Source organism: Allotamlana fucoidanivorans, from assembly GCF_006265225.1.
In the GTDB taxonomy this organism is placed as follows: Bacteria; Bacteroidota; Bacteroidia; order Flavobacteriales; family Flavobacteriaceae; genus Allotamlana; species Allotamlana fucoidanivorans.
Genome location: NZ_VDCS01000003.1, coordinates 62,308 through 85,425, shown reverse-complemented (window position 1 = coordinate 85,425; position 23,118 = coordinate 62,308). Strand labels below are relative to the sequence as shown.

13 protein-coding genes are annotated in these 23,118 nt (G+C 32.1%); 8 read left to right on the top strand and 5 right to left on the bottom strand.

The window, feature by feature from the left end; translation table 11 throughout:
* The first annotated feature begins 112 nt into the window (after positions 1–112).
* The 7 genes from FGF67_RS03310 to FGF67_RS03280 all read left to right on the top strand — a co-directional run bounded on the left by FGF67_RS03310 (position 113) and on the right by FGF67_RS03280 (position 16,287).
* On the top strand, positions 113–2,092 hold the full coding sequence (locus FGF67_RS03310; RefSeq protein WP_139695052.1) for a sulfatase family protein: 1,980 nt from the start codon (positions 113–115) through the stop codon (positions 2,090–2,092).
* Between the two features lie 32 nt (positions 2,093–2,124).
* Positions 2,125–4,449, top strand: coding sequence for a heparin/heparin-sulfate lyase HepB (gene hepB / locus FGF67_RS03305; protein ID WP_139695051.1), 2,325 nt, complete (start codon positions 2,125–2,127; stop codon positions 4,447–4,449).
* A 245-nt stretch (positions 4,450–4,694) separates the two neighbouring features.
* Positions 4,695–6,254 (top strand): sulfatase, encoded by a 1,560-nt coding sequence (locus FGF67_RS03300; RefSeq protein ID WP_158293170.1) that lies wholly within the window; start codon positions 4,695–4,697, stop codon positions 6,252–6,254.
* Positions 6,255–6,316: 62 nt separating this feature from the next.
* On the top strand, positions 6,317–6,796 hold the full coding sequence (locus FGF67_RS03295; RefSeq protein WP_139695049.1) for a hypothetical protein: 480 nt from the start codon (positions 6,317–6,319) through the stop codon (positions 6,794–6,796).
* A gap of 627 nt (positions 6,797–7,423) precedes the next feature.
* Positions 7,424–8,659 carry a glycoside hydrolase family 88 protein gene (locus tag FGF67_RS03290; protein ID WP_139695048.1) on the top strand — a complete coding sequence of 412 codons (1,236 nt, stop codon included), beginning with the start codon at positions 7,424–7,426 and terminating at the stop codon, positions 8,657–8,659.
* Between the two features lie 702 nt (positions 8,660–9,361).
* Positions 9,362–13,507, top strand: coding sequence for a hybrid sensor histidine kinase/response regulator transcription factor (locus FGF67_RS03285; RefSeq protein ID WP_139695047.1), 4,146 nt, complete (start codon positions 9,362–9,364; stop codon positions 13,505–13,507).
* A 110-nt stretch (positions 13,508–13,617) separates the two neighbouring features.
* Positions 13,618–16,287 (top strand): DUF4962 domain-containing protein, encoded by a 2,670-nt coding sequence (locus FGF67_RS03280; protein ID WP_139695046.1) that lies wholly within the window; start codon positions 13,618–13,620, stop codon positions 16,285–16,287.
* A gap of 288 nt (positions 16,288–16,575) precedes the next feature.
* On the opposite strand, the gene FGF67_RS03275 is transcribed toward FGF67_RS03280, so the two are convergent.
* On the bottom strand, positions 16,576–17,187 hold the full coding sequence (locus FGF67_RS03275) for an LbetaH domain-containing protein (RefSeq protein WP_139695045.1): 612 nt from the start codon (positions 17,185–17,187) through the stop codon (positions 16,576–16,578).
* 34 nt (positions 17,188–17,221) lie between these two features.
* Complete coding sequence (locus FGF67_RS03270; RefSeq protein WP_139695044.1) at positions 17,222–18,685, bottom strand: DUF1961 family protein; 1,464 nt, start codon at positions 18,683–18,685, stop codon at positions 17,222–17,224.
* A gap of 236 nt (positions 18,686–18,921) precedes the next feature.
* Between FGF67_RS03270 and FGF67_RS03265 the strand changes: the two genes are divergently transcribed.
* Positions 18,922–20,466, top strand: a complete 1,545-nt coding sequence (locus FGF67_RS03265; RefSeq protein ID WP_394344290.1) for an IS1182 family transposase — start codon at positions 18,922–18,924, stop codon at positions 20,464–20,466.
* A 170-nt stretch (positions 20,467–20,636) separates the two neighbouring features.
* On the opposite strand, the gene FGF67_RS03260 is transcribed toward FGF67_RS03265, so the two are convergent.
* The 3 genes from FGF67_RS03260 to FGF67_RS03250 are packed head-to-tail and all read right to left on the bottom strand — an operon-like array spanning position 20,637 to position 23,063.
* Complete coding sequence (locus tag FGF67_RS03260) at positions 20,637–21,377, bottom strand: 3-keto-disaccharide hydrolase (protein ID WP_139695042.1); 741 nt, start codon at positions 21,375–21,377, stop codon at positions 20,637–20,639.
* Positions 21,378–21,386: 9 nt separating this feature from the next.
* Positions 21,387–22,760: a Gfo/Idh/MocA family protein gene (locus tag FGF67_RS03255; protein WP_139695041.1), complete on the bottom strand. Its 1,374-nt coding sequence runs from the start codon at positions 22,758–22,760 to the stop codon at positions 21,387–21,389.
* Positions 22,761–22,775: 15 nt separating this feature from the next.
* On the bottom strand, positions 22,776–23,063 hold the full coding sequence (locus FGF67_RS03250; protein ID WP_139695040.1) for a hypothetical protein: 288 nt from the start codon (positions 23,061–23,063) through the stop codon (positions 22,776–22,778).
* Between the last annotated feature and the right edge of the window lie 55 nt (positions 23,064–23,118).

Below are 23,118 nucleotides of genomic sequence, written 5' to 3'. Positions count from 1 at the left end.
AACAAAATCTAGGTTTGGTCAGGATTATATTTGGTATAATAGGCAAGTAGGGGAAATAAACTAAAATTATTCTAAATGTTTTCAAAAAATCAAAGATGAAAAATATTTAATCTTGAAAGAATTTATGTCATTGCCCAAATTAATTATGTTTTTAAGTCTTTGTGCTATTAGTACATGTGTGTCAGGGCAACACAGTATTCAAACAAAGCCTAATATACTTTGCTTAGTGATTGAGGATACCAGTAGTTATCAATTTGGGTGTTATGGCAACAAAGATATAAATACTCCAAACATTGACGCCCTTGCCTTAAAAGGAATAAAATATACAAATGCAAGCTCTAACGCACCTCATTGTTCACCAGCACGATCTACGCTGATTACAGGATGTTATGCCACCAGTTTTGGTATGGATATTCATAGAGAGGATTATGATACCCCAGAGAACATTTTTTTTCCAAATTATTTAAGAAAGGCTGGTTATTTCTGCACTAATAATGTTAAAACTGATTATAATACAAAGTTAGATAATAAAAGTATATGGGATGAATGTAGTACAAATGCAACTTATAATAGCATAAATCGAAAACCAAATCAGCCATTTTTTTCTGTATTTAATACTACGGCTACCCATATGGGATTAGTTAGAACAATTACGATTGAGGGCAGGCCAGACTTTAAAGAATATGGTATTGATATTAATAAGCTTAATATGCCACCACATATTCCAGATTTACCTGAAATGAGATCGGATGAGGCTTTTCAATTGAAAGCTTCTCAAGAGTCGGACCAATGGGTAAATGCTTACTTAAACGACTTGAAATTAAAGGGGCTAGATGGCAACACAATTATCTTCTTTTTTAGTGATCATGGCGGTTGTTTACCTAGGGGTAAGGGTTTCCCATTTGAAAGTGGTTTAAAAATACCTCTGATAGTATATATACCACCTGCTTGGGCAAAAAAACTAGATATTAAGACTGGCTATATTGAGACGCGAAACGTTGGTTTTGTTGATTTCGCTCCTACTTTTCTGTCTATTGCTGGAGTAAATATACCAGATTTCATGGAAGGTATTCCATTTCTTGGAAAAAAAGTTGAAGAATCTAGGAAACTACAATTTGGATTTAGATCAAATCAAGAAAACTATCATTTTGATCCGTCCAGAACAGTTTCTGATGGTCGATTTAAGTACATCAAAAATTATATACCTCATAAACCCTTTTGTTTAAGGAACTTATATCAATGGGGTATGCCGGCAAATCAAGCATGGGATACTTACATAATCTCAGGTATATGCAAAAATGAGGATTGGCTTATACCTTATAAACCTAAAGAAGATGAGATGTTATTTGATTTGGAGAATGATCCGTGGGAGTTAAATAACTTAGCTAATAATTCAAATTTCAAAGAAAAGCTGAAGTTTTTAAGAGAAGAAATGGCGAAGCATGTCAGAGAAACGCATGACTTGGGTTTTTTTCCGAGGGAGATGCGTACTAAAAAAAAGAATGGGCTTTACAAGTGGGTTAAAGATGTTAAATTCCCTTTGGAGCTTTTATATAGTTCTGCAGAATTAGCTGGATCGGCTTCAAATGAAGATATCCCTGAATTGTTACGCCTTTTGAAAAGTGAATATGCAGTATTGAGATACTGGGCAACCGTAGCTTTTTGCCATTTAGGCTCAACAAACAAGCTAAAAATAGCTCCAAAGTCCTTAATTAAAGCAATAGAGGATGAGGATCTGGAAGTAGCCACTATGGCTTCAGAAGCTATATGTTACATGGATAATTTTGAGTTAGGGGTTGACAAATTAATAAATCTTTTTAGAAATAATTTTAATCCAGCATACTCTTCTTTAGAAACACTTACTTGGTATCCTGAGCAAAAAAAATCACTAAAAAAATATTCCCCCATTTTCAGAAAAATAGCGCTTGGGGAGAATAAGAATGAACAAGGTTATCAGGGGTTAGTATTAAGGGCAAGATCAATTCAGGTAAATCTAAACGATATACCTATTACTGACCTATTTACAGAAAAAGAAAAAAAAGATGGCATAAAGAAGAATAAAACAGGAAGAAAATTTATTTATCCTAACTAAAATTAAAAAATATGATTTGTTTTAATTACAAAATGCAGGCAATTAAATTTACCCGAATTATAACGGCTGTTGTAGCACTATTTGTGGGTTTTAGAATGCATAGTCAAATTGAGTCTAGTCTGAAATGGAAGTCAATTGAAGGTGTTTCTATTCCTATACCTCCCTCTGAACACCCTAGATTATTTTTGAGGAATGAACATATTCCAGAGCTTAAAGAAAGAATGCAAGATCCTATATTATCTAAAGTCTGGGATGATCTTGTTGCCATGTCTAAAGATTCGCATAACGAATCGGCAGAAAAAAAGGATTGGCGTTATTATTTAGATCAGAAAGGAATTCCTGTAAAAGCAGAATTGGATGCCTTAAGGTATTTAATCTCTGATAAGGAGAGCATTGGAAGATTGGCAATCAAAAATATCCTTAAAAACCTAAAGAAGAGTAATTGGCCAGAAGAAGGCAACGATTTATCAAGAGGAATTGGCCGAAGAATGGTATCGGGAGCAATAGTATATGACTGGTGTTATGATTTGTTGACTAAATCGGAAAAAGAGGCGTTTATAAAAGAATTTTTGAGGTTAGCAGAAATGCTGGAATGCGGTTACCCTCCAAGAAAAGTGGGGTTAATTGTAGGGCACCCTTCCGAATGGATGATTATGAGAGACTTATTGTCAACATCAATAGCAATTTATGATGAGCACCCAGACATGTATAATATAATTGCCAAACTCCTTTATGAAGAGTTTAAACCACCGAGAGATTGGTTTTTCAAAGGCCATGCACATCATCAAGGAACGGCATATTATAATGTTAGGCATGCTAATGAATTATTTGCGCAATGGATTTTCAATAGAATGGGAGCTGGAAATTTCTATCACCCATCGCAACAATTTGTGCCATACAATATTCTATACTTAACAAGGCCTGATGGTCAATTTGTAGCGAGTGGAGATACTAATTATTATAGGAAAAAACCGAATGCAATGGGTATAGTGGCTTTACTGAATGGAAGTTATTATAAAGATGAATTTATTAACAAAGTTTACCTAGATAACCCTTCACTAGCCTCTCACAATAAGCTTTTTGAGTTTTTATGGAGAGATGTTGATCTAGGCACAAGAGAAGTAAATGACCTACCGTTGTCAAGATATTTTGATGCACCATTTGGATGGATGGTAGCTAGGACAAGTTGGGACGAGAATGCTGTAATAGCTGAAATGAAAATCAATGAATATCATTTTGGAAATCATCAACACTTAGATGCTGGTTCTTTTCAGATATACTATAAAGGTCCTTTGGCAATTGATTCAGGAATTTACTCAGGTGTTTCTGACGGAATCAGTGGCTATAATAATTCGCACAACAAAAACTATTTTAAGCGAACTATAGCTCATAACAGCTTATTAGTTTATGATCCAAAAGAGGAATTCTTAACCTGGGATTATGGAGGTGCTCATAAAACAAAATATGGTAGAAATGATGGAGGCCAAAGAATGCCTGGTAAGGCTTGGACACCGCCAAATACATTTGCTGATATTTTAACAGAAGAGTATAAAACAGGAGAAATAATTGCACATGGTTTTGGACCTGATAACTATGCTCCGGAATACACTTATTTGAAAGGAGATATAGCTTCAGCCTATACAGATAAGGTAGAGGAAGCAAAAAGATCATTTGTTTTTTTAAATTTTAAGGAAGACTCTATACCAGCTGGGCTTATAGTTTTCGATAAGTTAGTTTCCTCAAATCCTGATTTCAAAAAATATTGGTTGTTACACAGTATTGAAGAGCCTACACTCCGAGGTACTGAAACAACAATTTCCAGGACGCTATTTGGTGAGAGCGGAAAATTGATTTGTAATACAATCTTGCCCAAAAAGGAAAATCTATCAATAGAACTAGTTGGAGGTCCTGGTAAGGAGTTTTGGGTATTTGGTGAAAATTTAGAAACAATTCCAAGAGATAGACCAGACCCTGCTAATGATCGCGGAGCATGGAGAGTAGAGGTGTCTCCGTTACAATCAGCTAAAGAGAATTATTTTTTAAACGTTCTGCAAGTGACGGATACTGAAATAGATAAAACCTATAAGGTAAAAGAGATTTTAGGTGATGAAGTTTTTGGGGTTCAAATAAAAGATCGAATTGTACTATTTAACAAGAGGTCATCTCAAATGGATTTGCCTTTTTCATTTTCTGTAAAAGAAAAAGGTAATTATAAATTCCTGATTACTGATGTTGAAGAAGGCACTTGGCAGATTAAAAAAAATGGTAAAGTGTTACACGTTGCAATTAGAGCTGATAAAACTGACAACGTTTTATATTTTGAGGGAAGCCATGGTGATTATGAAGTAATAAGGTAAATTACATTAAATATTCGCAATATCTAATAATTAAAAAATCAGGTGTTCTCTTAGGAACTATCTCAAGATAAAGTGTTTGTAATAATACCTTAATGGGTTTTGTTGGAAAACTCAATTGAAGATGAATAAAAACATACTCTTGTACAATCTGGTTTTTACTAAAAACTGATATTCAAATTACTATTTTTTAAATCTTTATTAAGCATACTATGAAATTATTTGCTATAAGAATATTAATATTATTTGTGCTAATAATATTTTGTGTTTTCTGCGACTCAAATAAAAAAATAAAAGTTAAACCTAATGTTCTTTTTATAGCGGTTGACGATTTAAATGACTGGGTTGGTGTTATGGGGGGGCATGAATTAGCAATAACCCCCAATTTGGATAGACTAGCAGAAAAGGGAATGTTATTTACTAATGCCCATTCACCTATGCCTGTTTGTGTAGCATCTAGAAATGCTTTACTAAGTGGGATGCACCCTACTTCAACTGGGTGGTATAGTCTGGTGCGAGATCATGATGCTATGGTTAAATCATATAGTAGTATCATGTCGGGAAAAAAAATGTTACCAGCTCTTTTTAAAAGTAACGGTTATGATACTTACTGTGCAGGAAAAATATTTCATAAAGGAGTTACAGATTACCCTTTTTTAATGGATTCATTATGGAATGATGTGCTTCCTAGTTATAAAGAGAAATTGCGCCAAATAGATTATGATCGAGGTGATGGTTATGGCGGGTATATTTTTTACCCTTTTCCAAAGGGTGGAAGTCAATTAAAGAATTTTTTTGGTAATAGTTTAAAAACTGGGCATTCTCTATGTGGTGGACCATTGGATAAAGAAGATATTCCTCAAGGTAAAATGTATGATGAATTAATTGCTGATTATGCAATTGATAAAATTAATAAGAAACATGAAAAGCCATTTTTTATTTCAGCTGGTTTTGTAAGACCACATGTACCTTATACAGCTCCCAGTAAGTACTTTGATTTATATAATATCGATGATATTAAAATTCCAGAAACACTGAGTGAGGAAATAAAAAATATACCATTAGTTGGTAAATCAATAATTTACAATTACGGTGTGAATGGTAAAGGGGATTATCAGGTTGTAAATGAATTAGGTGTCGATTATTGGAAACATCTAATACACTCGTATCTGGCATGTGTAACGTTTGTGGACGATCAAATAGGAAGGGTTCTTCGGGCTTTAGAAAAAAGTGAATATTCAAGTAATACTATAATCGTTCTTTGGTCTGACCATGGTCAAAGTTTAGGAGAAAAGAGAAACTTCAGGAAAATGAGCTTATGGGATGAATCATCAAAAGTACCATTATACATTTCATTGCCAGAGATGGATGAAGGATTAACTTGTTCTAATCCAGTAAGTTTATTAGATGTTTATCCTACTTTGGTAGATTTGTGTGAATTACCTGAACCAAGTCATCTTGAAGGTAATAGTTTAAAACCACTCATTGCTAACCCTAGCATGGATTGGAATATTCCAGTGTTAATAAGTTGGAGGTATAAAAATTATGCGGTTCGATCAAAGGATTATAAATACATTCAATATCGAGATGGGAGTCAAGAATTGTATGATATGAAAATCGATCCTTCTGAACGCAATAATTTAGCTTTATATGAAAATTACAAGCATATAATTAATGAACATAAAAAATGGATTCCTAAGAATCCGAGACTACCAGTAGGTTCAACTGATTGGAAGGGTGACGAAATAGATCTAACTTTAGAAAAATGGAAAGTCAATGACAGCATACCGACTTGGCTTGTAGAATAAAATTATTATTAATACACGTACGATAAAATATAAATAATTATCTGTGAAATGAAATATAGAATATGAAACACATAGAAATAATAGTATTTTTTTGTTTAATTATAACAGGGTCTTCTTATGGACAATGGGCCAATAAAAGACACCAAACCTTGATTACACCATTCCGTTTTACATTACCACCAACAAATGCCAAGGTTGAATATGAAGACCTGGATGGTGATGGTGATCCGGATATTCTGCGTACTCTTACAAATGGTGATATTCCTGTTTTATGGATTGATGATGATGATGATATGAAAAAAGGAGATTTGGAAGGAGATACGGATTCTGATTGCCTTGTAATTGATAAGAACAAAGATGGATTTTTTGGTCATGATCATGATGTTATGATTGACTGGGGCGATGAAGACGGAGACAATGTTGCAGATATACAAGTGTTTGTCGAAACTGGAGGATGTATTGTTGCAACAGAAGCAAATTGCTACAGATTTCGATTTAGGCTTCTCTACTGGTGTTTCCTATACATTTGGTTCGGCGTTTAATAATATAATTAATACAAGGTTATAGCCCCTTATTAGGATATATAAAATTTAACATCTCATTGACAATCGCTCAGATAGGTTTTTAAGTTTCAAAAATGAGAATTTATTGTTAAGGATAAATTTAAGTTTTCTTTATAAAAACAGCTTAAAAATTAGGTAGCGTCTAGTTTACAGCCTGTATGAGCGAAGAATTGATACCATGAGATTTTCACCATACTTTGCGTATTTTTTCATGATTTGTAATTAAGTCGTAAACCTATTTTTTATGGCAAAGGTGATTTGCTGATACTAAGTATTGTTTATTACCTTTTTCTTGTTAATCATTATAAACCTCTGGTGAGTATATGTTATCGCATCTTAAATTGTTATTCGTAAAGTTAGCTTACAAGTTTAACGAGTTTATTTTTAGATGTACGTTTTCAAAGAAAATGTCATAAAGTAAAGAATTCATAATGTATTCTGGTCAGGAAAATTGAAATTTTTATCTTGATGTATCTTACTTACTGCTAAAACGAAACCAAAGTTATGTCTTGTATATACCAGCCTGTCTTAAATTTGAAGCAGGAACAATTTGATTTAGATATCATTTTAAGTTTCGGAAAATAAAGATTAAAAATAAAACGAATTATGATATTCAAATTAAGAACAATTATATTTTTTACCCTAACAACAACTCTTTTTTTTAGTTGCAATAAGAGTAGATCCAATAGTAATGAAGGTGCTATTACGAATAATAATGAAGATAAAATAATAGGAATTGTTTCGAATCAGTATGATATTCTGTATGATTCTGTGGAGAATAGAGAATCAAAAAAAAGATATATTCCACGTTCAATTGAGAATAATGAAATAAAATTTGTATCCAGTCATGACTGGACTAGTGGTTTTTACGCAGGCTCACTTTGGTATTTATACGATCTTACAGGACAGAATAAATGGAAGGAAAGAGCTTTGAAATATACGTTGAAATTAGATTCTGTTAAATATTACACAGGAAATCATGATATAGGCTTTATGATGGAGTCTAGTTTTGGTAATGCCATGAAATTTGATTCTTCAAATAAGTTTGATGAAGTAATTGTTCAATCTGCTAAATCATTATTGACACGCTTCAGGCCTCAAGCTGGTATCATTCAATCTTGGGATTCTAAAATTCATTTTGAAGAGGGCAAATGGAGATGTCCCGTAATTATTGATAACATGATGAATTTAGAGTTGTTGTTTCATGCCACCGAGTTGTCGGGCGACTCGATATACCATGATGTTGCTGTATCGCATGCTAATAAGACAATCGAAAATCATTTTAGGCCTGATAATAGTTCGTATCATGTGGTTGATTATGATATTGAATCTGGAGAAATTATAAGTAAGTCAACTCACCAAGGTTTTGCTGATAATTCTGATTGGGCCAGAGGTCAAGCATGGGGATTGTATGGTTTTACCGTTATGTATAGGTTCACTAAAAATCCCATTTATTTGGATCAAGCTATTAAAATTGCCGAATTTATAAAGAATCACCCTAATTTACCCGATGACTCTATACCCTATTGGGATTATGATGTAGATATTACTGAATCAACATCAAGAGATGCATCTGCTGCAGCAATTACAGCTTCGGCCTTATTGGAGCTTATTAAATATGTTCAAGAGGATAACAAATCAAATGAATATTTGAAATGGGCGAAAATTATCTTGGAAAACTTAAGTTCTGATTCATACTTAGCTAGAAATGGAAGTAACAAAGGTTTTATTTTGATGCATTCCGCTGGCATTGTACCATACGGAAAAGAAATAGATGTTCCTTTAAATTATGCAGATTATTACTATTTGGAGGCTTCATCAAGATTAAGAAAATTAAAATAAGAAAGTTTTGATTTTTGTTATTTGAAAGATTTTAATTTAGTTGTCTAATTCTATAAAATTGAAATATAGTCCAATTTTATTATCCTTCTCAAAGGAAGTTAACCATTATATTGAGATACAAATGTATTAGATTTTTTTTCAAAAAGTTTTACACTAATTTACAATTAGTCCTATACTCATATAGTCTATACCTTTCTTAAAATACAAAAAAACGGATAAGATATATGGTTTAATTGAGGGTGATAGTTTAAGGTTTAAAAAAAATCTGATGTAGATTATAAGTAATGAAAATATTCACTTCAAAAATACAGTAGTATAAAGGTTGCGATTGAAGTTTTTTGAACTTTCATTGAATTTAAAGTTCAAAAATGTGAACTAAATAATCTTCAAAATTTTCTAATAGTAACTTTTTTGTGTAAATATTTAAATTTTGAAAAGTCAAAAATTCTATATTCAAGTTTTTTTATTACAAATGTTACATAATAATACTCTTAATGTTTCAGTTTTTGGTAACATTTTTAAAAAGCCTTAAATTTAGTATCAGTTTATTTACTTTTTACCTTCTTGTCTTACTGTCAAAAGTAACTTGAGAGTATGACAAATAAATTAAAAGACTCTAAACACCCTTATCATTTTTCTTAAAATTATTAGTGCCGAGACTAATTTTCTTAAGGTTTTTTAGGTTAATATATATTCAGTTCAATGATAAAAAAATTAAAAATATCACGGAAGTCGTTGTTTATAAGCATATTTATTTCACTTGCGGTTTTGTGGGATATCAGCTCTCAGGATTTACAAAATGTTTTTAAAAATTTAAATGTTAAAGACGGATTGTCCCAGAATGGTGTTATGTCAATTTATAAGGATAGTGATGGTTTCATGTGGTTCGGCACTAGGGATGGTTTAAATAGGTACGACGGACATTCATATAAGGTTATCAGAAATGATATTAATAATGATTTATCTTTAAGTAATAATACCATAACTTCAATAGTAGAAGACGAAAAAGGGATATTGTGGGTTGGTACTGAGAACGGTCTAAACAAATTTGATCCAAAATACTTATCAGTAAATAAGCACTACCTCATATCTGATAACAGCGTTATAAATGGTGTATCTCATATCAATGATTTATGTTTTGGTATAAATGGCAATTTATGGGTTGGTACTATGTCTGGGCTTCATGTTAAAAAATCTTCTGAAGAAGGTTTTAAAGAAGTAAATCTTTCAACTCAGTTATCGCATTTAGCTATAATGACTATTTGTGAAGATAATCTTGGAAATCTTTGGCTAGGAACCCTGAAAAATGGATTAATAAGGTTCAATCCTACCACTTTTGAATATTCTATTGTTAGGGATTCAAACCCTGAAAATTATATCACAACTATTGTGTTAGATGATTTAGGTAACCTTTGGGCTGGAACATTGGATGGTTTTTTAATAAAAATTTATGCTGATAGTAATTCTCTTGAATATTTTGATTACAATAATGATTTTAGTCATTATCCAAATCATGCAATTAGAGATATATTAATCCAAAATAATAATACTATTTGGATCGGGACTTTCGATGGGTTATTTCATTTTGATTTGAGTACAAAAAAGACAATTATTTTTAGGAATGATGATAAATATAAAAATTCAATTAGTCATAATTCCATTAGATCATTATACCTTGATGATTTAGGTAGACTATGGGTTGGTACTCATTTTGGAGGAGTTAATATATTACAAGAGAATAACTTTAGATTTCAACATTTTGTCCATAATGCTTATTTGAAAAACACTCTCAGCTATAATCATGTAGGGCCGATAGAGCAAGATTGGGATGGTAATATATGGTTTGGCACAGAAGGGGGGGGCATAGATATTTTCAACCCAAAAACTAAGGCCTTCAAGAAATACATGTATTTGTCTCTAGGGTCAAATTCAATAGGTGTTAATACAGTTAAGGATCTTGAGATAGATAAAAAGAATAAACTGGTTTGGATTGGAACGAGAATGAACGGTGTAGTTTTAAGTAATCCATCGACTGGGACTAATTTGAAGTTTACAAGAAAAAAAGATGGTACGGGATTAATATCTGATAATATTACCTCGTTGTGTTTAGATAATAAAAGTAGGTTATGGGTTGGTACACGTTCAGGATTAAATTTAATTTCCAAAAATGAAAATGGCGAGTTTGTTATACGCGAATACAAGAGCTCAAGTGTCTCAGATGTTTGTTTAACTTATGACCAAATAAATACAATTTATCAAGATGTTGATAATAATATTTGGATTGGAACTAAATTAAATGGTCTAATGTTAATTAACGAGGACTCAGGAAGTTCCACCAGTATTTCAAAGACTTACGATTTAAGCTCTCCACAAGAGAATAACGTAAATTGTATATTTCAAGATAGTAGAGGAAGAATAGTGTTTGGTACTTATGGTGCAGGGCTTTTTGTTCTTGAAAATCATTCTCTCAAGAATTATCTTGTTTCAAGTGGCTTACCAAATAATATTGTATATGGTGTCTTAGAGGAGCAAGAAGGGGTTTTTTGGGTGTCATCGTCTAATGTGCTGTCACGTTTCGATCTTGCTTCTGAGACATTTGTCAATTATACACCAGGAAACGGCTTGTCAATTCTGGAGTTTTCTCAAAATTCGGCATTCAAAACACCAAAAGGGGATATGTTTTTTGGAGGAATTAATGGCTTTATTCGTTTTGAACCAGAAAAGTTACCACAAGACTTTGTGATTCCAAGAATAGTATTTACAGGATTAAAATTGTTCAATGAAGATATTAATCCCAAGATTAAAAGTGATATTTTACCTACAAACAAAAGAAATACACCTTTAGCCCAGTTTAATCACAACCAAAATATCTTTACTGTAGAGTATGCTGCCCTAAATTATCCTAGCACCTTTAAGAATAAATACGCTTATATGCTAGAAGGATTCGACAACAATTGGAATTATGTAGATAATCAAAATTTTGCTACGTATACAAACTTGGATGCAGGTAGCTACAAATTTAAAGTAAAGTCGTCCACCTTAAATGGAGCTTGGTCAGATGAATTTACAATCCTCGAAATTAGTAAAAAGCCGCCGTTTTGGAAATCCACATGGGCGTATTTACTTTACTTCATTTTAATTTCTTTAGTGTTTTTTATAATTAGAAAGTATACATTAATTAAACTTAAACTGGAGAACAATCTTAATTTGGCAAGACTTGAAAGGAAAAACATTGAAGACTTATCACGACTCAAAGTAAGGTTTTTTACTAATATTTCACATGATTTTAGGACTCCTCTTACCTTAATAAGTGGTCCCTTACAACAAATATCTAAACAGCTTGAGCAAAAAGAATTGATGCCCTTATTTAATATCATTGAGAGGAATGTGCTTTTGATGTTACGCCTGGTAAATCAATTAATGGACTTTAGAAAGATTGAAAGTAATAGTATTCCTCTTAGAGTAGAACAAGGCCAAATAGTATTATATTTAAAAGAAATCTCTTCAACTTTTAAGGAATTTGCTGTGTCTAAAAATATCAAATATATTTTCTATTCTGAAATATCTTTTGATGAACTATTTTGGTTTGATAGAGATAAGCTCGAAAAGATTATGTATAATATTTTATCCAATGCTTTCAAGTATACCGATGAAGAAGGTGAGATTAAAGTTAATATTCAGAAAAGCTATTACGAAAAATTTGACGATGAATATTTAAAAATTACAATTAAAAATTCTGGTTATGGGATAGATAAGGAAGAGTTAAAAAAGATTTTCTTACCGTTTTATAGATCTGATAACTTGAATTCTAAGACACTGTATGGAGCTGGAATAGGTCTATCTCTTGTTAAAGACTTGGTTGAGATTCATAAAGGGCATATTGAGGTTGATAGCGTTCAAGGTGTATCTACACTGTTTAGTGTTTATTTACCCATTCAAGATGTTTATGAAGCCCATCAAAAAATAAAATCGAAATTTACTTCTGCGAAACCTAAAATTTTGGATATAAGCCTTAACTCATTGTCCAATGCTGAAAAGCCCGAACGACCAAAAATAAAATCTAATGAAAAACCCACTATTTTGTTGGTTGAAGATAATGATGATCTAAGAAAGTATATTTGCCAATCGTTAAAGGATAGTTTCTTTTTTCATGAAGCAAATAATGGAAAAGTGGCAATAGATTTATTAGATAACATGTCTAAAGCTCTTCCAGATATCATTATTTCTGATGTCATGATGCCAGAGGTTTCCGGTATAGAACTTTGTAAATATTTGAAAAAAAATAAAAAGACTTCAGGAATCCCTATTATCCTATTAACAGCTCGTACCGATCCTTCTATTGAAAAGTATAGCTATTCTTTAGAAATAGAGGATTATATGACCAAACCATTTGATTTGGAAATTTTAAAACTTAAGCTGTCAAATATTATTTCGAGAATTGATCAACAAAAAAAGCGTTCTAGAAAAGATATTTTATTAGATAAAAGTGAGATACAAATAAATTCTAATGATGAAGAATTTCTATTACGTATTTCAGAATATATACGAACTCATATTAATTCCACAGACTTATCGGTAGAAAAAATTGGTAAAGAAATTGGATTAAGTAGAGTTCAGCTTTTTAGAAAAGTAAAAAAAATTACAGGTGTGGCACCAACAGAGTTTATCAGAAACTTCAAGTTAGAAGTAGCTGCAGAGCTATTGATAGAAGATAAATACAATATAAATGAGGTTTGTTATAATTCTGGTTTTCGTGATATAAATTATTTTAGAAGATGCTTTAAAAATAAATACGGTGTTTCTCCTACTAATTATAGACAGGCCAAGAACAGAATTTCTTTAAATTAACATTCTTCAGAAAGCAACTAGAAATGAAACAATGATTATTTATTTTAGTAACATTAGAATAAATAAGGAAGTATTTATTGCAAATATCTTTGTGAAAAATCCAAAATATTATGAATCCAAAACATCGTCTGTTATTAAACTTATTTGTTATTTTAGTGTTTTGTCGTTTGTCTAATGCTCAAAGAAAAACTGAAGAGAAAAAAGATTTTCCTCAATCAATGGAAATGGTTAGACAAACACCTTTTCCTTCAAGTGGGTCAATTAAGTCAAATCCACCATATTTTATATGGTCACCGAAGATCGAAAAAAGACTTGGAGTAGATACTTTCCAATTTGAGATTAATTTACATCAAGTTCGGTTATCGCAAAGTATTGATTTTGACACGCCAGATGTAATGTGGTCTGAAGAATTAGAATGGACATTTTGGCACCCAAATAAAATTTTGGAAAAGGGAAAATGGTATTGGCAATATGCTACCATTGAAAAAGGTACTAAATTGAAGAAATGGTCTAAACCGATTGAGTTTGATGTTGACGGAAATGAAGATCAATTTTTAACTCCAAGTGCAAAAGAATTTGTGGAGTCTATCCCAAAAGAGCATCCTAGAGTTTTAACATCCCCTGAATTAATTGGTAATATTGGATTTTCTAAAAAAGAATTGGATAAATTCTTGTCTTACAATAGACGTTTTCTTAATAGTAAATTACCAGAGAGTCTGATTTATAACGATGAAAAAGTAATTGAGGTCAAAAAGAAGAATCTTGACAAAAAAAAATTAACCAGATTTATTGCAAGAAATACTAAGGAAATATACAGGGATCAATTCTACATAAACATTTCTTTAATTAAGGCTTATTTGGTGTCAGGAGAAAAGATGTATTCTAATGAAGCTTTAAGAAGATACAGGTACCTCAAAAATCAATATGAAACTATTTTAAAACAAGGTTATTACAATGATTTTACCGAGGGTATGTACTTATCAATTTCTACTTTAATTTTTGATACATTTTATACCGAATTGGATTACAACGAAAAAAGGTATATTGAAGAATTACTTGTAGAACACCAGCGTAAGACTTACAAAGGGCTCTTGCACAGGGCGGGTTTACATTTGCATAAAAGTAGTCATTTGTGGCAGCATCATTTAAGAGATTTTTTTATTACTTCATTGGCGTTGACTCATCATGTCCCAGAAGCGTCAAAATGGTTGTCTTATGCTTATGAACTTTGGTCTATGAGAGCTCCAATAGGAAGTACTGATGACGGTGGATGGGCAATGGGTAACAGTTATATAGGAGCAAATACTAGATCTCTTATAGAGATGCCTGCATTACTCAGTAGATATTCTGGAGTTAATTTTTTTAACAAACAGTGGTACAATAACATATCAAAGTATTTAATGTACACCTCTCCAATCGGTCACATTGCAGGTGGATTTGGTGATAATGCTGATATAAAAAGGGAAACAATGGTACCCTTAGTCAGGGCAATAAAAATTATAAAGCCAAATGACACATATGCTCATCACTATATTGAATCGGCAGGTGAATTCGGTAATAATAGATCAAAGAGAGAACTAACTCTCTTAAATGATAATAACAATTTGTATTGGAATGCCATACAAACTAAAAATCTTTTTCGCAATACCGAAGATTTAACATATACTAGTATGAAAAGTTTACAATTAGCTGAGGATTTTCGTGATGTTGGTATTGTGGCAATGCACACAAACTTAGATAATCCAAATAAAAATCTTATGGTCTCTTTTAAATCCTCTCCTTATGGGTTAATAGGTCATGCTCATGCCGCACAAAATTCATTTAATATTCAAATAGGAGGAGAACCATTGTTTTTTAGAACAGGATACTATTCAAGTTCTTCAGATTTTCATTCATTACAAAGTTATAGACACACAAGAGCTCATAATACGATTTTAGCTGATGGTATGGGACAGAAGTTCCATTCAGATGGATATGGCTATATTCCTAGATTTCTTACTGGAGATAAGATAAGTTATTGTGTAGGAGATGCCTCCAATGCTTATAATGGTGAACTAATCCGGGATGCATTTAAGCCTTATTTTAAAGATTGGAATGTTGAAATGACAAATGAAAACGGTTTTGGAGACCCAGGTATAACGAAATTTAGAAGACATTTAGTGTTCTTAAGACCTAATATAATTATTATATATGATGACCTTGAAGCTAATAAACCAGTTGATTGGAATTGGCTTATTCATAGTAAAGATAACTTGAAGTACGATAAGAACAAGGTTTTTACAGAATCAAAAAAGGGTAAAGGTTGTTTAAATCTTTTTTCATCCCAACCCTTTGAATTTAAGGTTACTGATAAGTTTTATGCACCCGCAGTTGATTGGCTTAGTAATGGTGCAAAAGCTGGAATTAAATATATAAACCATTGGCATGGAAGTACAAAAACCCCTAAAACAAAGAAAAATAGGTTTTTAGGAATAATACAGGTGCTACATAAGGATGACAAAGAATCTTTTTCACAAATTAAACTAATTGATAAAAATTCATTTAATATCGATGGATGGAGTATTACAGCAGAGCTTAATTTGGACAAAAGTCCATCATTGAAAGTTATTGATGAAAATGAGTTAAATGGTTTTAACCTTGGGGGTGGATCTCTTAATCTGATGGGTAAGGAATTTAAGTCTAAAAATGAGAATAGTTCACTATTGGTAGAATTTAATGGAGAAGATTTTATCGTAAAAGAAGCAATTGATGTTCTGCCTTCTAGTATGCTTTACAGATGATAAGATTTTTTACAAGAGTAAGTTCAACAACTTTATAGTATGTATTTATCAAAAAACGGGTAGTATCTCATTAATTGTAGCCTATCCCTTTTTAGGGATAGGCTACACTTTTAGGGAAGGCTACAATTATAGGTTGCATTTCCTTTTAAGCTGTTTTTTTTTGGTGCTACGATTTTGCGTAATGCTCGAATATAGTTTAATCCAAAACACTAGATTACGTTTAAAGAGGCAGAATTGTATATGATTTAAGCACTTTATAAGCATCATTGGCATAAAGTTTATAGTTGCTTAGTAGTTAGCTTGTTTAATTAACTGTAATCTTTCTACTATTGATTCCTTTTGGAGTAAAGTACCAGGAGATAAAACAGAATTCGCTCCAATTTTAGAACCATCTCCAATTAACGCTCCAAACTTTTTTACACCGGTATTAATTAAATCATTTTCAATTTTAACAAGTATATTTTGATTCTGTTTTTCATTGTAGTGATTGGCTGCTACTGATCCTGCTTCAAAATTTACATTTTGGCCGATTATGCTATCACCAATATAATTAAGATGAGCTATTTTCGTTCCACTGCATATTATGCTTCTCTTTATTTCAGTACTTGGACCTATTTCTACATCATTTCCTAGGAAAACACCTTCTCTGAAATAGGCATTTGCAGATATATGGCAATTCTCCATAGCTATAAATGGTTTCTTAATTGTTACACCTTTTTCTATTACAGTAGATTTATGAATGGCTACACCATTTTTTACAGTATATTCTAAATCTGATAATTTCGGAATAATTTTAGAGATAATTTCTCTTAGATTAGAGGTCAACTCCCAAGGGTATAAATTTTCTATTTGCGGAAAAAAACTATTAAAACCTGAAATATATTCTCTAATTTCCAACATTTATTTAATACTGATTGATACAGATAGTAGCATTTTAAAAAGGGCCATTTTTTAATTCGTAGAGATTAAAATTGTCGTATGTTCCAATTGCTGGGACCATTAGTCTTAGTCCAAAATAACCAGCTCCTAATGCTTTTTCATCGTCACTATAGTTAAGTACTTGTTTGTCGTTTATTGTAAAAACAATATTGTTTTTCCACTTTTGCACTCTGATTCGATGTAATTCCTTAGGGGATTGTGAAGCAAAATCAATTCCAGAATCTAACATTTTTCTACCCGGGCTTTTTCTTAAGTTGGCTGTTTTTCGTATTGGAGCAAAATAGGAAATCCTATAATTGGAAATATCTCCTTTAGTGTATTTAGGAGCTGTACCATTTCTTTTAGCAAGGTCTGAAGAAAATATACTTTCCCCATTTAGTCCTAATGCTGAAAAAATTATCATGTGTAGGGAATGTGGGGATAATGATTTAAAGTTGAATGTTATTTCATAATTTTCAGGTGTCTTTGTTTTGTTCCATAATACTACAGGTCCACCTGAAAAGGATCCTTCGTAGGAATAGTCACTAGGATTTATTTTAAGATCACTAATCATTTTTTTTCGTAATACAGGATAGTAGTTAGAATTAGTGCTATTTATCGTTATTCGTCCTTTCTTCCACTTTTTGTGAATAAATTTTTGATACTTTGAATGTATTAAAAGCCTGTCCTTTTTTAGTTTCACTTTTCCTGGCCCTTCCAAAATCCAGTCTTCAAGATCTTTGGATTCATTAAAATTACATGCATAAATATTTTTGTAATTCAAGTTCTCTTTTATTACCAAGTCTTTATATAGTGCACTAAATGTCCCATCACCAGGTCCCCGTACTCTTAATGCTATTTTCGATTTATTAAAGATTCTCTGTTTTTTATTGCTTAAAGTATCTATGACTGTTTTACCATTTACTTTCATCCAAAACCGGCTATTTATTTTACCTACTTCAATATTATACCATTTTTCCTCGGTAACTACATCTTTTTGTAATCCAATATTTATAAATCCGGGATTTTCCTTAATAAATGCATTCGGTTGATGAAATGCGGTATGAAATGCAAATGCATGACTTCGAGCGGTAGACTTTTCTGACTTCCAAAAATTAAAATCACCATTGTAATTCTTAGGAATTGTTACATCTCCACCATCTAAATCATTTAAACCCAATAATATTACGCAGACACCTTCATGCTGTAATGGCTTGACTTTAAAAGTAACAACTAAATTTTCTGAATAGCTAGTGGGAGAAACTAGCATAGCCCCTAGGGATTCCTTTGACTCAGTCAACTTTACAGCTTTTTCATTCTTATCATAGCTAACAGAACCTATTCCATGCAGGTCCCAATTTGCAAGTTCATTGGCATCTATATTCGTGATTTGACCATGCATAAATATTGAAAACGTACAATTTAGAAAAAGGAAGATTAATTGTTTTTTGTGGAAATAAGTTTTTATTGGAAAAGACATTTTAAATAATTTTGATTAAAACATTTCACTAAAATAATCAACACAGAAATACTTGGAGAGTAGTTTTGTTCCATTTATGCTATACAAGTGTTTCTTTTTCTTGCTGGCATTCAAAACTACTTACATGCCTTATTTGTAAAATTTCAACTCTAATAAAAAGAGGCTGTCTAAAAAGGCAGTCTCTTTTTTTTGTTTTAGATTTTATAAAAATGTTTAGTTTTTCGTATCTTAAAGTTATGAAAAGCAACATTGTATGGAAGACCAATAGTCAGTCACAATTGAGTCTTCTCCCTCCGAGTTATGATGATTTCGTTCCAGAACACCACCCCGTTCGTATTGTAAATAGTATTTTAGATCAGATAGATATTCGGTCTATAGAGCGTACTTATAAAGGAGGCGGTACTTCTAGCTATCACCCAAGAGATTTACTGAAAATTTTAATCTACGCCTATCTTCGTAATTTATATTCTTCACGTAAAATAGAACAAGCCTTGGGAGAAAACGTTCATTTTATGTGGCTTAGTGGTTGTATTCAGCCAGACCATAATACCATCAGTAATTTTCGTTCAGGAAAACTCAAAGGAAATTTTAAAAAGATCTTTAATCAAGTTGTTATTCTGCTTGCTCAGGAAGGTTACTTGAGCTTAAAAGACATTTATGTTGATGGCACCAAAATAGAGGCCAATGCTAATCGCTATACTTTTGTATGGGGTAAAAGCATAAAAACCTCACGCTCACGTATAGAAAAACAACTCAAAGAATTATGGCGTTATGTAGAAACTGTATATGCAGAAGAAGAACAAAAGCCTAACGAGCCCGATAATTTTAAAGCAATAGATCCAGAGCAAGTCTCTCAAACTATAGATAAAATTAACCAAGCACTTCAAGGAAAACAAGTGGATAAAAAAGTGAAGCAAAAGCTTAACTATGCCAAAAAGAACTGGCCTGAGAATATAGCAAAATATAATACCTACCAGCAGCAAATGGGTAGTCGCAACTCTATGAGCAAGACAGATCCTGATGCTACTTTTATGAGAAAGAAAGAAGACCATATGTTAAACGGACAGCTCAAACCAGGATATAATTTGCAAGCATCTACTAACAATCAGTTTATTACCAACTACACTCTTGCGCAAACCACAGCAGATACCACCACACTTATAGAACATACAGAAGATTTTATTGAGGGATATGGCAAAGCTCCAGAATCCTTAACAGCAGATGCAGGTTATGGAAGCGATGAAAACTACACCTATCTAGAAGACCAGAATATCGAAGCTTTTGTAAAATACAATTACTTCCATAAAGAACAATTAGATGAGAAACGAGGTAAGACTAAAAAACCATTTGCAGCAGATAAACTATTTTATAACCATGACACAGATACGTATTACTGTCCTATGGGACAACCTATGGAAAATATTGGTAGCTATGTAAGGCAAACAGCTACAGGATATCAGCAAAAAATCGATAGATATCAGGCTAAGAATTGCTTCGGATGCCAGCTCAGGAGTCTTTGTCATAAATCAAAATACAACCGTATTGTAGAGCGGAATCACAAATTGGTTAGACTCAAAGCAAAAGCCAAACAAAAATTATTAAGCTTAAAAGGCGTTGCTCATAGAAAACAGCGTTGCTGGGATGTTGAAGCTGTTTTTGGTAACATAAAACACAATATGAACTTCAAAAGGTTTATGTTAAGAGGGCTTGATAAAGTAAATACCGAAATAGGACTTATAGCAATGGCACATAACCTTAAAAAAGTGAGTTTAGCCATATAAAATCACTTTGCCTGTTTTTAACTAGACTCGAATTAATATAGAAAAAAGAAAATCCTGATTAAATCTTAAATGTTCAAAAAAATAAAAGGTCGCCTAATTAGCTTTTAGACGACCTCTTCAGCTGACTAACTTAAACATTGCAATACTGCAACTCAAAACTACTAACCATATTATAATTTTCGAATTTTTATATTTCTAAACCATATAAGACTGCCATGGTCTTGCAAACCAATTAATCCTTTTTTGAATATTCCATATTCTGGAAAATCTTTCCATTTACCTGATTCCTTTTTTTTAATCCATTCTTTTGACCAAGGTTCAAATTCTAAAACTTTTTTTCCATTTAACCAATGTTCAACTCTTTCTTTCGTAAAAATTATTCTAGTTGTGTTCCATTCGCCAGCAGTTTTAACAATCAATTGATTTTTATCGGTATTATGCATGCCATAATCAGCTGCAATACTTTGCCATGGTTCTAACTTTTCTGGGAAGCCTCTTTGATCTATAATTTGGTATTCAGGGGCGTTTTGATAGGGAGCTGAATATTGGTCGCCTTCTTGAACATGGTAAAAAATTCCACTATTACCTCCTGTTTCTATTTTCCATTCAAGTTTAAGTTCGAAATTTTCAAATTGTTCATCGGCGAACACAATGTCTCCCCCTATATCACCTCCTTTGCCTAAAGATTTCAAAGTACCATTTTCAACTATCCAATTTTTGGGCAATTCTTCGGAATTGAACCCACGCCAACCATCAGCTGTTTTACCGTCAAAAAGAGTAATCCAGTTGTTTGTCCTATCAATCCTCTTCACATTCTTAATTTCTGTATTCTCTTTTTTTGTCTTGTCACTACAAAATGTAAAAACAGAAATACTCATCATAAGAATTAAAAAAAATATTATCCTTTTCATTTACTATAATTATTTGATTGTTTTCATTTCTACAGGATCCCAATTAATAAATTGGTTTTTAAAATAACTATCATTACAAAGTAAAGCTGGGGCAGCCGCCCTAAAACCGAATAATGGGTCTTCTACTACGGTACCTCCACTTTTTATTGCATTAATGAAGTTTCCAAAATGATCGTAATGTGCTCCTTTATACCCTTTTTGAGCTTTATAAACTGTTTCACTTGGTGGGACTATTTTTTTTCTATCATTAACAAATGAGATTTTTTCCCTTTGCTTATTTTGCTCAAATGGATCATTACTAGTTTGTATATCATTGCGTTTTACAACCACTTCATCCCATTTTACATCCATAGATCCTTTACTACCCACTAGTTTTAAATAAGTAGAGCCACTGGTACCATCTACAAAATTACATCTCAATGATAGATTGAAGCCTGGGTGTGCTTTGGTTTCGGGATATTGAAACATTCCTAGCAAAACATCAGGAACCTCTCTACCATCTTTCCAAAACCTTAAACCTCCCATTGCACTTATTTTATCGGGACCAAAAGAGTTTGTGATGAAATGTAAGCTGGAAAATAAATGAACAAATAAATCGCCTGACATACCAGTACCATAATCAAGATAATTTCTCCATCTAAAAAATCGAATTGGATCGAATGGTCGATGTACAGAATTAGAAATGAATCTTTCCCAATTAATGTTTTTTGGTGTAGCTTCTTCGGGTATTGGATATTGCCAAGCCCCAATGTGAGAGTGTCTTGCCCAAAACCCTTCAGCATAATTAAGTTCACCAATTGCTCCATCCTCAAGAAGTTGTTTTGCTTTTTCATTGCCCAAAGACGATAAGCCTTGACTACCTACTATAAATATCTTTCCCGATTTTTTCCAAGCATTAATTACCTCATGTCCTTCTTCAATGCTATGTATCATCGGCTTTTCACAATATACATGTTTACCAGCTTTTAAGGCATCTATCGATATTTGTTTGTGCCAATGATCTGGGGTGGCAATAATAATTGCATCAACTTCAGGGTTTTTTAGAATGTCTTTATAGTTATCGGTTAACACTAGGTTCTTGCCCCATTTTTGTCTTGCTGTTTCCAATCTAGTCTTGAATAAATCACAAACAGCTATTAATCTTACCCCTTTATGCTTTAATATAGTATTTACATTAGAAATTCCCATTCCTCCAGCACCGATTAAGCCAATTGAAATATTTTTTGAATAAGATTTTATTCTAGCTCTATCAAGGTAGACTATTGATGATAATTTTTTTTCGGAAGCCAGAGCTAAATTTGGTGATGTCAACAAAGCTCCTCCTGCTACACCAAAAGTTTTAATAAACTTTCTACGTGAACTGTTTTTCTTAAATTTTTTCATTTATTTTAAGTTTTATTACTTCTTACTAACAAAAAGCGATACGTGTTCATATATACTTTCTAACGAATTAACTATACGCTGAAAGGCTATTTTTGACTTACTGTAAATACTTATGGTGAAACAAAAATGTCTTCCTTTGCTCTTGATATTACCAATTTCAAAATAACCATTTGGAAAGTAAATATTTAATGTTTTATTTTTATCTATAAGGTATAAATCAAATTCTCCTACTACCCAATTCACAAACAAATCATAATTTTTTAAATTATTAATGGTCATGGTTTTTACTATTTGATACCTCACAGTTTTATTTTTTAAGAATAACTATGTTAATTCTGACATTCCAAGCATATTTAAT

Bases quoted from the DNA above. Each gene is read 5' to 3' on its own strand.
- hepB (WP_139695051.1), top strand. From the start codon at position 2,125: ATGCAGGCAATTAAATTTACCCGAATTATAACGGCTGTTGTAGCACTA.
- FGF67_RS03295 (WP_139695049.1), top strand. From the start codon at position 6,317: ATGAAACACATAGAAATAATAGTATTTTTTTGTTTAATTATAACAGGG.
- FGF67_RS03290 (WP_139695048.1), top strand. From the start codon at position 7,424: ATGATATTCAAATTAAGAACAATTATATTTTTTACCCTAACAACAACT.
- FGF67_RS03285 (WP_139695047.1), top strand. From the start codon at position 9,362: ATGATAAAAAAATTAAAAATATCACGGAAGTCGTTGTTTATAAGCATA.
- FGF67_RS03280 (WP_139695046.1), top strand. From the start codon at position 13,618: ATGAATCCAAAACATCGTCTGTTATTAAACTTATTTGTTATTTTAGTG.
- FGF67_RS03275 (WP_139695045.1), bottom strand. From the start codon at position 17,187: ATGTTGGAAATTAGAGAATATATTTCAGGTTTTAATAGTTTTTTTCCG.
- FGF67_RS03270 (WP_139695044.1), bottom strand. From the start codon at position 18,685: ATGTCTTTTCCAATAAAAACTTATTTCCACAAAAAACAATTAATCTTC.
- FGF67_RS03265 (WP_394344290.1), top strand. From the start codon at position 18,922: ATGAAAAGCAACATTGTATGGAAGACCAATAGTCAGTCACAATTGAGT.
- FGF67_RS03260 (WP_139695042.1), bottom strand. From the start codon at position 21,377: ATGAAAAGGATAATATTTTTTTTAATTCTTATGATGAGTATTTCTGTT.
- FGF67_RS03255 (WP_139695041.1), bottom strand. From the start codon at position 22,760: ATGAAAAAATTTAAGAAAAACAGTTCACGTAGAAAGTTTATTAAAACT.